General features: G+C 55.8%; 15 protein-coding genes. 5 read left to right on the top strand and 10 right to left on the bottom strand.

The annotated features are described in order from the left end of the window. The first annotated feature begins 162 nt into the window (after positions 1-162). The gene (gene hpt / locus ACT3IC_RS05590) at positions 163-699 is read left to right on the top strand and encodes a hypoxanthine phosphoribosyltransferase (RefSeq protein ID WP_103178304.1); all 537 of its coding nucleotides are present in this window, start codon (positions 163-165) and stop codon (positions 697-699) included. Between the two features lie 76 nt (positions 700-775). On the opposite strand, the gene can is transcribed toward hpt, so the two are convergent. Then, positions 776-1,438 (bottom strand): carbonate dehydratase, encoded by a 663-nt coding sequence (can, locus tag ACT3IC_RS05585; protein ID WP_103178305.1) that lies wholly within the window; start codon positions 1,436-1,438, stop codon positions 776-778. Positions 1,439-1,545: 107 nt separating this feature from the next. On the opposite strand from can, the gene ACT3IC_RS05580 reads away from it, so the two are divergent. From ACT3IC_RS05580 to ACT3IC_RS05565, 4 genes are all read left to right on the top strand, one after another. Next, complete coding sequence (locus ACT3IC_RS05580; protein ID WP_103178306.1) at positions 1,546-2,472, top strand: ABC transporter ATP-binding protein; 927 nt, start codon at positions 1,546-1,548, stop codon at positions 2,470-2,472. Then, positions 2,469-3,239 carry an ABC transporter permease gene (locus tag ACT3IC_RS05575; RefSeq protein ID WP_103178307.1) on the top strand — a complete coding sequence of 257 codons (771 nt, stop codon included), beginning with the start codon at positions 2,469-2,471 and terminating at the stop codon, positions 3,237-3,239. Before ACT3IC_RS05580 ends, ACT3IC_RS05575 begins: the two co-directional genes overlap by 4 nt. Before the next feature lie 105 nt (positions 3,240-3,344). Then, a complete protein-coding gene (locus tag ACT3IC_RS05570; RefSeq protein WP_473476622.1) occupies positions 3,345-3,785 on the top strand; it encodes a PTS sugar transporter subunit IIA in 441 nt (146 codons plus the stop codon). A 62-nt stretch (positions 3,786-3,847) separates the two neighbouring features. Then, a complete protein-coding gene (locus ACT3IC_RS05565) occupies positions 3,848-5,095 on the top strand; it encodes a polysaccharide deacetylase family protein (protein ID WP_473476619.1) in 1,248 nt (415 codons plus the stop codon). Positions 5,096-5,097: 2 nt separating this feature from the next. Here the strand turns inward: ACT3IC_RS05565 and panD are convergent, their stop codons facing one another. From panD to thpR, 9 genes are all read right to left on the bottom strand, one after another. Further along, on the bottom strand, positions 5,098-5,478 hold the full coding sequence (gene panD, locus ACT3IC_RS05560; protein WP_032616579.1) for an aspartate 1-decarboxylase: 381 nt from the start codon (positions 5,476-5,478) through the stop codon (positions 5,098-5,100). Positions 5,479-5,563: 85 nt separating this feature from the next. Beyond that, a complete protein-coding gene (gene panC, locus ACT3IC_RS05555; protein ID WP_103823278.1) occupies positions 5,564-6,418 on the bottom strand; it encodes a pantoate--beta-alanine ligase in 855 nt (284 codons plus the stop codon). An 11-nt stretch (positions 6,419-6,429) separates the two neighbouring features. Continuing rightward, positions 6,430-7,221 (bottom strand): 3-methyl-2-oxobutanoate hydroxymethyltransferase, encoded by a 792-nt coding sequence (gene panB / locus ACT3IC_RS05550; RefSeq protein WP_159339975.1) that lies wholly within the window; start codon positions 7,219-7,221, stop codon positions 6,430-6,432. A gap of 122 nt (positions 7,222-7,343) precedes the next feature. Beyond that, complete coding sequence (folK, locus tag ACT3IC_RS05545; RefSeq protein ID WP_159339974.1) at positions 7,344-7,823, bottom strand: 2-amino-4-hydroxy-6-hydroxymethyldihydropteridine diphosphokinase; 480 nt, start codon at positions 7,821-7,823, stop codon at positions 7,344-7,346. Next, positions 7,820-9,217: a polynucleotide adenylyltransferase PcnB gene (gene pcnB, locus ACT3IC_RS05540; protein ID WP_210405546.1), complete on the bottom strand. Its 1,398-nt coding sequence runs from the start codon at positions 9,215-9,217 to the stop codon at positions 7,820-7,822. The genes folK and pcnB overlap by 4 nt, the downstream gene beginning before the upstream one ends. 53 nt (positions 9,218-9,270) lie before the next feature. Then, positions 9,271-10,158: a tRNA glutamyl-Q(34) synthetase GluQRS gene (gene gluQRS / locus ACT3IC_RS05535; RefSeq protein ID WP_103178314.1), complete on the bottom strand. Its 888-nt coding sequence runs from the start codon at positions 10,156-10,158 to the stop codon at positions 9,271-9,273. 72 nt (positions 10,159-10,230) lie between these two features. Beyond that, entirely contained in the window at positions 10,231-10,686 is a 456-nt protein-coding gene (gene dksA, locus ACT3IC_RS05530; RefSeq protein WP_012016093.1) for an RNA polymerase-binding protein DksA, read from the bottom strand. Between the two features lie 177 nt (positions 10,687-10,863). Beyond that, a complete protein-coding gene (gene sfsA, locus ACT3IC_RS05525; protein ID WP_159339972.1) occupies positions 10,864-11,568 on the bottom strand; it encodes a DNA/RNA nuclease SfsA in 705 nt (234 codons plus the stop codon). Positions 11,569-11,580: 12 nt separating this feature from the next. Beyond that, positions 11,581-12,111: an RNA 2',3'-cyclic phosphodiesterase gene (gene thpR, locus ACT3IC_RS05520; protein ID WP_103178316.1), complete on the bottom strand. Its 531-nt coding sequence runs from the start codon at positions 12,109-12,111 to the stop codon at positions 11,581-11,583. Positions 12,112-12,182 lie beyond the last annotated feature (71 nt).

Genomic DNA, 12,182 nt, shown 5'->3' with positions numbered 1-12,182 from the left:
TTATAGGACTTAACAAGTGTGATCGGAATCACAAATATGGCTTTTGTGAACTCATGCGCCAGGAGGATCCATTTGCTGGTATACTTCAGGGCTTATGAAGCGATGCCGGACGCGAATCCATAGGCATTGAGAAATTCGTTATAAAATCATACGGTTAGTAAAATGAAACATACTGTTGAAGTGATGATCCCTGAAGCGGAGATCAAAACGCGTATCGCCGAACTTGGTCGTCAGATCACCGAACATTATAAAGACAGCGGCAGTGAGATGGTGCTGGTGGGTCTGTTACGCGGTTCCTTCATGTTTATGGCCGATCTCTGCCGCGAAGTGCAGGTCTCCCATGAAGTCGATTTTATGACCGCCTCCAGCTATGGCAGCGGCATGTCGACCACCCGTGATGTTAAAATTCTCAAAGATCTGGATGAAGACATTCGTGGCAAAGATGTTCTGATTGTGGAAGACATCATCGATTCCGGGAACACCCTGTCAAAAGTACGCGAAATTCTCAGCCTGCGCGGCCCAAAATCGCTGGCGATTTGTACCCTGCTGGATAAACCGACCCGCCGTGAAGTGGACGTTCCCGTGGAGTTTGTCGGTTTCTCGATCCCGGACGAATTTGTGGTGGGCTACGGGATTGACTACGCGCAGCGCTATCGCCATCTGCCGTATGTCGGCAAAGTGGTGCTGCTGGACGAGTAAGGCGGATATTACCCGTTGGCGCTACGCTTAACGGGCCTGCGGACTAAAAACGGCAACTTGCGTTGCCGTTTTGCGTTTACTTGTGGTTAACGTGCTTCTGGGTCAGGTTAGAGACACCCTGACGGTAGCGCTGCTCCAGCGTCTCTCGGTTGGTTGCGGTCACTTCCAGATCGCGCAGCAGGCCATCGTGAATGCCATACGCCCAGCCGTGGATCGTCACCTTCTGCCCACGTTTCCACGCCGACTGCATAATGGTGGAGTGGCCGAGGTTGTAGACCTGTTCCATCACGTTCAGCTCGCACAGGGTGTCCAGGCGGCGCTCCTGCGGCATTTGACCCAACAGTGAGCTATGTTTGAACCAGATATCACGAATGTGCAGTAGCCAGTTGTCGATAAGGCCCAGTTCCGGATTTTCAACCGCTGCCTGCACGCCGCCGCAGCCGTAGTGACCACAAATGATGATGTGTTCGACTTCCAGAACATCTACTGCATACTGCACCACAGAGAGACAGTTCAGGTCAGTGTGGATCACCAGGTTCGCAACGTTGCGGTGAACAAAGAGTTCGCCAGGTTCAAGGCCGGTAAGACGTTCAGCCGGAACGCGGCTGTCGGAGCATCCAATCCAGAGAAAGCGTGGTTTCTGAGACTGAGACAGTTTCTCAAAAAATCCGGAATCTTCTTCCAGCAGCATCTTTGACCATAGTGCGTTATTGCTGATGAGTGTATCTATGTCGTTCATGGAGGCTAACGGCCTGTAACCGAGTGATTGCGTTGCGCTACTATAGGGTAACCCGACTTTTAATGAAACCACACAACGTGTGTCAGAACTATAGGTAAGTTTATTTCATGGCGATTGCACTTGAGCTTGAGCAACTTAAAAAAACCTATCCGGGCGGCGTCCAGGCGCTGCGCGGGATAGATCTCAAAGTAGAAGCCGGTGATTTTTATGCGCTTCTGGGGCCTAACGGGGCAGGTAAATCCACCACCATCGGTATCATCAGCTCGCTGGTGAACAAATCCTCCGGCCGGGTGAGCGTGTTTGGCTATGACCTGGAGAAAGATGTGGTCAACGCCAAACGCCAGCTGGGGCTGGTGCCGCAGGAGTTTAACTTCAATCCGTTTGAGACCGTACAGCAGATTGTGGTGAACCAGGCGGGTTACTACGGCGTCGAGCGCAAAGAGGCGGTCGCGCGCAGCGAAAAGTATCTTAAGCAGCTCGATCTGTGGGAGAAACGCAACGAACGTGCGCGGATGTTGTCCGGCGGCATGAAGCGTCGTCTGATGATTGCCCGCGCCCTGATGCACGAGCCAAAGCTGCTGATCCTCGATGAGCCCACCGCCGGGGTGGATATCGAGCTTCGCCGCTCAATGTGGAGCTTTTTGAAGGATTTAAACGACAAAGGCACCACCATTATCCTCACCACCCACTATCTGGAAGAGGCTGAGATGCTCTGTCGCAATATCGGCATCATTCAGCACGGCGAGCTGGTGGAAAACACCTCAATGAAAGATCTGCTCTCCAAGCTGAAGTCAGAGACGTTCATTCTCGACCTGGCGGCAAAAAGTCCGCTGCCGAAGCTGGTCGGCTATCAGTACCGTCTGGTGGATACCTCCACGCTTGAAGTGGAAGTGCTGCGCGAGCAGGGGATCAACAGCGTCTTCAGCCAGCTGAGCGAGCAGGGGATTCAGGTATTAAGTATGCGTAACAAAGCAAACCGACTGGAAGAGCTCTTCGTCTCGCTGGTCCATGAGAAACAAGGAGATCGCGCATGATGCAGCTTTACTGGGTGGCGCTGAAAAGTATCTGGGCCAAAGAGATCAACCGTTTCATGCGTATCTGGATCCAGACCCTGGTTCCGCCGGTGATCACCATGACCCTCTACTTTATTATCTTCGGCAACCTGATTGGCTCGCGCATCGGCGAGATGCACGGCTTTACCTATATGCAGTTTATTGTGCCGGGCCTGATCATGATGGCGGTCATCACCAACGCCTACGCCAACGTGGCGTCGTCGTTCTTCAGCGCCAAGTTCCAGCGCAACATTGAAGAGCTGCTGGTGGCGCCGGTGCCTACCCACGTCATCATCGCCGGTTACGTCGGGGGCGGGGTCGCGCGCGGCCTGTGCGTCGGCATTCTGGTCACCGCCGTTTCGCTGTTCTTTGTGCCATTCCAGGTGCACTCCTGGCTGTTTGTCGGCCTGACGCTGCTGCTGACGGCGATACTGTTCTCTCTGGCGGGGCTGCTGAACGCGGTATTCGCTAAAACCTTTGACGATATCAGCCTGATCCCGACCTTCGTTCTGACGCCGCTCACCTACCTCGGTGGGGTCTTCTACTCCCTGACGCTGCTGCCGCCGTTCTGGCAGGGGCTGTCACACCTGAACCCTATCGTCTATATGATCAGCGGCTTCCGCTTTGGTTTCCTCGGCATTTCCGATGTGCCGCTGGTGACGACCGTTGGCGTGCTGGTGATCTTTATCGTTGCCTTCTATCTGCTGTGCTGGAATCTGATCCAGCGCGGACGTGGGCTGCGTAGCTAACCATCAGGCCCGGCGGCGTTCTGTTGCCGGGCCGCTTTATTGACCACCGTCACCCCCATACCTTATCTCTCCCGCTACACTACCCCTTTCTGATGAGAGGCGACGATGCTGGGTTGGGTAATAACGTGCCATGAAGAACACGCGCAGCTGATGGCGGATCGGCTTGCCGCTCGCTTTGGGCCGCTGGAGCAATGCCAGGTGGTCAATTTCTGGCGCGGCTTAAGCTGCAATATGCTCAGCCGTATGTTGTGTGATGCCCAGCATCAAGCCGACAGCGGTGACGGGGTGATCTTTCTGACCGACATCTCCGGCGCTGCGCCGTATCGCGCAGCCGCCCTGCTCAGCCATAAGCATGAGAATTGCGAAGTGATCTCCGGGATAAGCTATCCGCTGCTGGAGATGATGTACCCCCTGCGTGAAACGACCGACAGCGTCAGCTTTCGTAACACCATCGTGGCCCACGGCGCGCCGGACGTCAGCAGCCTGTGGCACCAGCAGCAGAAAAACCCGCCCTTCATTCTGCTGCATGGACCGGAGAAATATTAAACATTGGTATTACCGGTGCTTTTGCTACAATGTCGTCCGATTTTCGTACTGAATAATTCTCTATGTTCTCGCGTATTTTTCTTCTGCTTCTTCTGCTGGTTTCCGGCGGCGCTTCTGCCAGTCTGCTAAGCCCGCAAGGGGCTCCGGCCCGTTATATGCAAACCACCGAAGATGCCACCATCTGGGCGCAGGTAGGTAACCGCGTCGTGACCGTCGGCAATGTGCGCGCCGGGCAGATCATCGCCGTTTCTCCCACCCCGACGGATTACTATGAGTTCCGGTTTGGCTTTGGCACCGGTTTTATCGACAAAGGGCATCTGGGCGAAGTGCAGGGCAAACAGCGGGTGGAGGATAGCCTGGGCGATCTGAACAAGCCTCTCAGCAACCAGAATTTAATTACGTGGAAGGATACGCCGATCTACAACGCGCCCAGCGCCGGTAGCGCCCCGTTCGGTACGCTGGCAGATAATCTGCGCTATCCGATCCTCAATAAACTCAAGGATCGCCTGAATCAGACGTGGTATCAGATCCGCATCGCTAACCGTCTGGCCTGGGTCAGCAGCCTGGATGCGCAGGAAGATAATGGCCTGCCGGTGCTCACTTATCACCATATCCTGCGCGATGAAGAGAACACCCGTTTCCGCCATACCTCAACCACCACCAGCGTACGTGCCTTCAATAACCAGATGACCTGGCTGCGCGACCAGGGCTATACCACGCTGACCCTGTATCAGCTCGAAGGTTATGTGCGTAACAAAATGAACCTGCCCGCCAGGGCAGTGGTGATCACCTTTGACGACGGCCTGAAATCGGTCAGCCGCTACGCCTGGCCAATCCTCAGGCAGTACGGCTTTCACGCCACGGCCTTTATTATCTCGTCGCGCATCAAAGCGCATCCGCAGAAGTGGGATCCAAAGACGCTGCAGTTTATGAGCATTTCCGAGCTGCGGGAGATCCAGGATGTTTTTGACGTGCAGTCGCACACCCATTTCCTGCACCGGGTGGACAATAACCGCCATCCGATCCTGCTCAGCCGCAGTTACCACAACATCGTGATGGATTTCAAACACTCCCGCCGCGCGCTGGCGCAGTTTAACCCGCACGTGCTCTATCTTTCGTACCCCTTTGGCGGTTACAACGATAATGCGGTAAAAGCGGCGAATGACGCCGGTTTTCATCTGGCGGTGACGACGGTAAAAGGCAAGGTAAAGCCGGGAGATAATCCGTTCTTGTTAAAGCGTTTGTACGTTCTCAGAACGGATTCTTTAGAGACCATGTCGCGGCTGATCAGCAATCAGCCGCAGGGGTAGCATCAGGCAACCTGAACGGGGATCGCTTTCGCGGTGCGTTTCATGTCGTTGTCGCCTTCGAAATAGGCCACTTTCGGCTGCCAGCGGCGGGCTTCCTCGTCGGACATCATAACGAAGCTGGCGATGATGACGATATCGCCCACGTTGGCACAGTGCGCGGCTGCACCGTTCACGGAGATGATTTTAGAACCCCGTTCAGCCGCGATAGCATAGGTTGAGAAACGATTGCCGTTACTCACGTTCCAGATATCAATGGCTTCGTTTTCAAGAATACCCGCCGCGTCGAGAAAATCCTGATCGATCGCGCAGGAGCCTTCATAGTGCAGATCGGCCTGAGTGACCTTCACACGGTGAAGCTTACCTTGCAACATTTTGCGAATCATGATGTTACCTTTACTCTTCTTCGTAACCCACTTGCCCGCAAGTGGGAAGGGAAACTAATCCATTAGCTATCTATCAGCTCAGTCATTACTGAGCCAGTTCAACGACACTGTTGTCGATCAGGCGCGCCTGACCGAGCCACGCAGCAACCAGGATCACCGCGCGTTTGCTGGTGGCAGAGAGCTCCAGCAGCGTATCGGCATCGCGGATCTGAATATCATCAGCCCGGAAGCCTTTGTCATTCAGCTCCTGTTCGGCAATGGCGATAATCTCTTCACTGCTCAGCGCCTTCTGTTGCAGCTTTTCAACCATCGCGCTCATCACCTTATACAGACCCGGCGCGATTTTACGCTGGTCAGCGGTGAGGTAGCCGTTGCGGGAGCTCAGCGCCAGGCCATCTTTGGCACGCACGATCGGTACGCCAACGATGTCGATGTCGTAGCCCATGTCGGCTACCATCTTGCGGATAAGCGCCAGTTGCTGGAAATCTTTCTCGCCGAAACAGGCGATATCCGGCTGCACAAGGTTAAACAGCTTACTGACGATGGTAGAAACACCGCGGAAATGACCCGGACGGCTGGCGCCTTCCAGCATGGTGGAGATACCCGGTACGTCCACATAGGTCGTCTCTTCCGTACCCTTAGGATAGACATCATTCGGTGCCGGGGCGAAGACGAAATCGACCTGATGCTTTTTCAGCTTCTCGCAATCTTCCTGCAGCGTGCGCGGGTAGCGGGCCAGGTCGTCGGCACGGTCAAATTGCATCGGGTTAACAAAAATGCTCACCACTACCACATCGGCACGGGCTTTGGCTTCGTCCACCAGCTTCATGTGGCCGTCATGCAGGTTGCCCATGGTGGGCACCAGCGCGATACGTTTACCTTCCTGGCGCAGGCGACGAATATGCTGGCGCAGCAGCGGCAGGGTTTCAATGATTAGCACAACAAGACTCCTTACTGGAAACTGTGTTCTTCACCCGGGTAAACACCCGATTCAACGTCGGCAATATACTGCCTGACTGCGCCGCGCATGTCGCCTGCGTCGATAAGGAAATTCTTCGCAAATTTTGGGATATGCCCGCCGGTAATGCCAAACGCATCGTGCATCACCAGAATTTGTCCGTCGGTGACGTTACCGGCGCCAATGCCGATCACCGGAATAGAAAGCGCCTCGGTAATGCGTTTCGCCAGCGACACCGGCACGCACTCCAGCACCAGCAGCTGTGCTCCTGCGGCTTCTAACGCCTGCGCATCATCAAACAGGGTCTGGGCAGCGTCACCGCGGCCCTGCACCTTATAGCCACCGAAGATATTGACCGACTGCGGGGTTAACCCCAGATGGCCGCATACCGGCACCGCGCGCTCGGTGAGCATGCCTACGGTCTCAACCAGCCAGGCGCCGCCTTCCACTTTGACCATGTTGGCCCCGGCGCGCATCACCGTGGCGGCATTTTCAAACGCCTGCTCCGGTGTGGCGTAGGCCATAAACGGCAGATCGGCGAGCAGCAGAGAAGCTGGGGCTCCGCGGCGAACCGCCCGGGTATGATAAGCAATATCTTCTACCGTCACCGGCAGAGTGGAGTCATGTCCCTGGACCGTCATCCCTAACGAGTCGCCGACCAGCATGACGTTAATCCCCTCTTCGGCAAAGAGTTTGGCGAAGCTGTAGTCATAGGCGGTAATGGTGGCGAAGCGCTGCTTGTCCTGTTTGCATTTCTGCAGGGTGGCGATGGTGGTTGGTTTCATACTGTTTCCTGATAGCCCAAAGCGAATCTTTGCGCATTCTAACAGTAACATTCGGGGGAACAATGATTTTACGTAACCGATTAACCATAAATATTTCATGGTTAATCAATGGAAATTTACTGTTACCAGCGGGCCGGTTTTTCGGCGTTAAGCTGCGTCAACAGGGCGCTTAAACTTTCGCCGTCGGGGAAGATCAGGTCGGGGGCAATTTCAAACAGCGGCCAGAGCATAAAGCCGCGGCGTTTCATGTCGTAATGCGGTACGGTCAGGCGTTCGGTGTTAATCACCGCATCACCAAACAGCATGATATCCAAATCGAGGGTGCGCGGTCCCCAGCGCTCTTCTTTACGCACGCGCCCCTGCTGCAGCTCAATGCGCTGGGTGTTGTCCAGCAGCGCGTCGGCGCTAAGGGCGGTTTCCAGCGCAATGGCGGCGTTGAGGTAGTCGGGCTGATCCTGCGGGCCCAGCGGGGGCGTGCGATAGAAAGAGGAGAGGGCGACAACGCGGCTCTGCGGAATGTCGCCCAGCGCCTGGACGGCAGCATTGACCTGCTCCAGCGGAGAGGCCAGATTACTGCCGATGGCGATATAGGTCAGCGTCATGCGGCCCCTTCGCGGCGTGGAGCACGCTTACGTGGACGACGATGGCGGCGACGCGGCGCCGGCTCTTCATCGAGACCGGTCAGCATGTCCTTCTGCGCCGGTGGCGCAGAAACCTGGAACTCACCCCACCACTGCACCAGCGCCTGCAGCTCGCGGTTGTTCTCCGCTTCGGCACGCAGGGCCATCAGATCGTAAGCCGCACGGAATTTTGGATGCTCCATTAACTTCCATGCGCGTTTACCCTGACGACGGGACATCCGCAGCTGAAGCTGCCAGATATCACGCACCAGCGTGGTGATGCGTTTCGGGATCGCCAGCGAACGGCAGGCTTCATCCAGCACATCGTTAGCGGCCAGGGCGAAGGCATCGTAGTAGGCCAGACCGCTCTCCTGAGCAATCTTCTGTGCCGTCTCCAGCAGCGGATACCAGAACATCGCCGCAAAGAGGAATGCCGGGTTAACGCGCATATCGTTCTGAATGCGGTTATCGGTATTCTTCAACACCTGGTCGATGATACGTTCCATCGCGCTGTCACCTTTTTCGGTGAAGTTGCGCGTAATGGTCGGGAACAGGGGCTGGAACAGGCTGTATTCGCGCAGCAGCTGATAGGTGGCAAAACCGTGACCAGCCTGCAGCAGCTTCAGCGCCTCTTCAAACAGACGCGCCGGGGGCACATCGTTGATCAGCGTCGCCAGGCGCGGGATCGGCTCGGCGGTTTCCGGGCTGATGTGCATACCCAGCTTGGCGGCAAAACGCACGGCACGCAGCATCCGCACCGGATCTTCGCGGTAGCGGGTTTCCGGGTTGCCGATCAGGCGAATCAGACCCGCTTTAAGATCCGGCACCCCACCCACGAAATCGCGGACGGTAAAGTCAGCCACGCTGTAATACAGGCTGTTGATAGTGAAATCGCGACGCTGGGCATCTTCTTCGATAGAACCGAAGATATTGTCACGCAGCAGCATACCGTTCTGGCCGCGCTGGGAAGTGGTGCGATCGGTTGGCGTGCCTTCGTGATGACCACGGAAGGTGGCCACTTCGATGATCTCCGGCCCAAACATGACGTGAGCAAGACGGAAGCGGCGGCCAACCAGACGGCAGTTGCGGAATAATTTCCGCACCTGCTCAGGCGTGGCGCTGGTGGTCACGTCAAAATCTTTCGGCTTTTTGCCCAGCAACAGGTCACGCACCCCGCCACCAACGAGATACGCCTCATAGCCAGCTTTATTCAGGCGATAAAGCACCTTAAGGGCGTTTTCACTGATATCTTTGCGGGAAATAGCATGCTGTTCGCGCGGAATAACCGACATCGTATTTTGAACAATGACGTCATCCGCCATGCTCTCATCGCGGCTCAGCACCTTACGGCAAAAATTAGCGACTCGGGTAAAAATAGTACACCTCGGTAGTGTGTGTTTCAGAATTCAGGACAAAAAATAGCGGCTAATCATAGCTCAGCGAGACGCATTTGAGAATGCTGGATTTTCGGCACGCGAATGAGCGACCAGTTGGCCACCGCTTTTTCCAGCAATTCTTCGGTGCGCAGATCCTGCCACTCATTTGTTACATCCTGGTTTAGAAATTGTAAAGCATTGATAAGAACAGGGCGAGGATCGCCGGTCGGTAATGCGGGGGCATGATTCTGTTTCGAGAGTTTCATCCCTTTTTCATTCACCACCAGCGGCAGGTGAATGTAGTCCGGAACCGGCCAGCCAAACAGCCGGTAGAGCGAAATCTGCCGGACGGTAGGTTCAATCAGGTCGGCTCCGCGCACAATTTCGTTTACGCCCTGGAAATGGTCATCCACCACCACCGCCAGGTTATAAGCAAACAGCCCGTCCCGCCGATGGATAATGAAATCCTCGCCCGCCAGGCGCGCATCGGCGTGGAGTTCACCCTGTAACCGGTCGGTAAAGCAGGTGACGGGATGCTGTTGCATCACCCGCACCGCCGCATTTTCCGGGCCGTGATGCAGGGTGCGGCAGTGGCCGTCATAGACGCCGCCGACGCGCTGAATGCGGGCGCGGGTGCAGGTGCAGTAGTACGAAAGACCCTCGGCATGCAGCCAGGCCAGGCGTTCGCGGTAGGCTTCGTGGCGTTGGGATTGCCAGAGAACATCGCCGTCCCAGTGCAGGCCGTAATGTTCCAGCTGTCGCAGAATGGACTCTGCCGCACCGGGAACTTCACGCGGAGGGTCGATATCTTCAATACGCACGCGCCAGATACCCTGTCGGGCACGGGCTTGCAGATAGCTGCCAAGGGCGGCAATAAGCGAGCCGAAATGCAGTTCGCCAGAGGGGGATGGCGCGAAGCGCCCAATATAGTCAGCAGGCATAATTACACAGCGCAGAAAGTAATCAGGCGGGAGAGAACTCCCGCCTGTGGTAGCGTCATAACAGGGCTGGCATTAACCGGCCATCTGTTTTTCGCGGATTTCTGCCAGCGTTTTACAGTCGATGCACAGGTCGGCTGTCGGACGGGCTTCCAGACGACGAATGCCGATTTCGACACCGCAGGACTCGCAGAAGCCGAAATCTTCGTCTTCGACTTTTTTCAGCGTTTTCTCAATCTTTTTGATCAGCTTGCGCTCGCGGTCACGGTTACGCAGTTCGAGGCTGAATTCTTCTTCCTGGGCGGCACGGTCTACCGGATCCGGGAAGTTAGCCGCTTCGTCCTGCATATGTGTAACGGTGCGATCGACTTCATCCCGGAGTTGATTACGCCATGCTTCAAGGATTCGCTTGAAGTGTGATAGCTGGGCTTCATTCATATACTCTTCGCCCGGCTTCTCTTGATACGGCTCCACCCCAGCGATGGCGAGAATACTCAGGGACGATGTTTTACGGTTTTGCCCTTCTTGCATGTTGCTTCTCCTTAACACGCACTATCGATCCCCGTGTTGGGGGAAAAATCAGGCCGCTATAAATAGCAGATGCTTTTCCGTAAGGCAATTATCTAAACGTAACACTTGACAAGCCTGTGAGGAAAAGCGTATTTGCGCACACGACCAGAATACTTATTAGCCAACGCTCAACCCCTTTCATAACGTGGCGGGGAGAGCGGATCTCAGAGTGATATTATCGGCAGAAAGTTCAGCTTTATACACCAAAACCTCTACCCCCTGCTTTTGTGCCTCATTCAACAGTTGCGCGTACTTAAGGTCAATATGGCGGGCGGGTGAAAATCGCCCAATTGCGCTGTGCAATACCGCAAATAACAGCACGGCGCGTTTGCCCGCCGCCGCTACACTCATAAGCTCCCGGAGGTGCTTCTGCCCTCGCAGCGTCACCGCATCCGGGAAATAACCGTTATCGTTCTCAGCTAACGTCACTGATTTCACTTCAATATAGCACTCGGGGCGATCGTCTGCCTGCAACATAAAGTCGATTCTGCTGCTTTCGCTGCCATATTTTACCTCGCTTTTTAGCGTGTTATAGCCGCGCAGTTCCGGAATAAAATCCAGACTAATCGCCTCTTTGACCAGCTGGTTCGCTCGCAGCGTATTGACGCAAATATATTCTCCGTCCGCGGTCTGGGTTATTTCCCAGGTGTGAGGATATTTACGTTTGATATTACTGGAGGTGGAGTACCAGACGGTATCCCCCGGCGTGGCGCAGCCGGTCATCGCCCCGGTATTGGGGCAGTGCAGGGTCAGGGTTTCACCGTTAGGCGTTACCACGTCGGCAAGAAAACGTTTATAGCGTTGTACCAGCGTGGCGGGTTGTAGGGCAGGGGTAAACTGCATGCAAATTCCTTGTTATTCGGTAAGCGTCCAGCGCTGGAGCGGCGTGTAGCGCGTGCGCCCGCCTGCGAAACGGCTCTCGTAGAGGACAAAATCTTTCACCGCAAACGACCAGTGAAAACCCGGTGGCGGAATGGCCACGGCGTGGCTGGCATCGCGCAGCAGGGTGATATGCGGATGAAACGGCTGGGGGCTTTGATAGCAGCCGCTGCGCGCCGCCTGGGCCCGCAGCATGTTGGCCAGCTGTAATAAACCCCGCGGCGGCTGGCGGGTACCCAGCCAGACGACGCGGGAGCGCAGCCACTGTCCGGCATCGTCCAGCGTCAGGGTAAACTCCGGCTGACGGATGCGTCCGGCCATTGCCGCCAGCGCCTGCTGTTTCTCAGGGCTGACATCCCCTAAAAACGCCAGCGTCAGGTGCAGGTTGCCGCCCGCCACCGGACGGCCCGCTTCCGGCGCAAAGTGGTCGGCGCGCCAGCGGACGATCTGCCGCTGGAGCGAGGCAGGCATTTCAATGGCAAAAAACAACCTTTTTGACTCGGACATACGGCGCACTCGGTAATGAATTGTGGCGATGCTACAATGTACGCCGTCTAAAGTTAACCCTCTGGAGCCAT

This window comes from Leclercia sp. GHBNCSD (assembly GCF_055805075.1).
Note: the sequence above shows the minus strand (reverse complement) of the source record. Positions and strands in the feature narration are given on the sequence as shown.

Coding starts and splice junctions, on each gene's coding strand:
- ACT3IC_RS05565 (WP_473476619.1), top strand. CDS start 3,848: ATGTTCTCGCGTATTTTTCTTCTGCTTCTTCTGCTGGTTTCCGGCGGC.
- dksA (WP_012016093.1), bottom strand. CDS start 10,686: ATGCAAGAAGGGCAAAACCGTAAAACATCGTCCCTGAGTATTCTCGCC.
- ACT3IC_RS05570 (WP_473476622.1), top strand. CDS start 3,345: ATGCTGGGTTGGGTAATAACGTGCCATGAAGAACACGCGCAGCTGATG.
- thpR (WP_103178316.1), bottom strand. CDS start 12,111: ATGTCCGAGTCAAAAAGGTTGTTTTTTGCCATTGAAATGCCTGCCTCG.
- can (WP_103178305.1), bottom strand. CDS start 1,438: ATGAACGACATAGATACACTCATCAGCAATAACGCACTATGGTCAAAG.
- panD (WP_032616579.1), bottom strand. CDS start 5,478: ATGATTCGCAAAATGTTGCAAGGTAAGCTTCACCGTGTGAAGGTCACT.
- panB (WP_159339975.1), bottom strand. CDS start 7,221: ATGAAACCAACCACCATCGCCACCCTGCAGAAATGCAAACAGGACAAG.
- gluQRS (WP_103178314.1), bottom strand. CDS start 10,158: ATGCCTGCTGACTATATTGGGCGCTTCGCGCCATCCCCCTCTGGCGAA.
- sfsA (WP_159339972.1), bottom strand. CDS start 11,568: ATGCAGTTTACCCCTGCCCTACAACCCGCCACGCTGGTACAACGCTAT.
- ACT3IC_RS05575 (WP_103178307.1), top strand. CDS start 2,469: ATGATGCAGCTTTACTGGGTGGCGCTGAAAAGTATCTGGGCCAAAGAG.
- hpt (WP_103178304.1), top strand. CDS start 163: ATGAAACATACTGTTGAAGTGATGATCCCTGAAGCGGAGATCAAAACG.
- folK (WP_159339974.1), bottom strand. CDS start 7,823: ATGACGCTGACCTATATCGCCATCGGCAGTAATCTGGCCTCTCCGCTG.
- ACT3IC_RS05580 (WP_103178306.1), top strand. CDS start 1,546: ATGGCGATTGCACTTGAGCTTGAGCAACTTAAAAAAACCTATCCGGGC.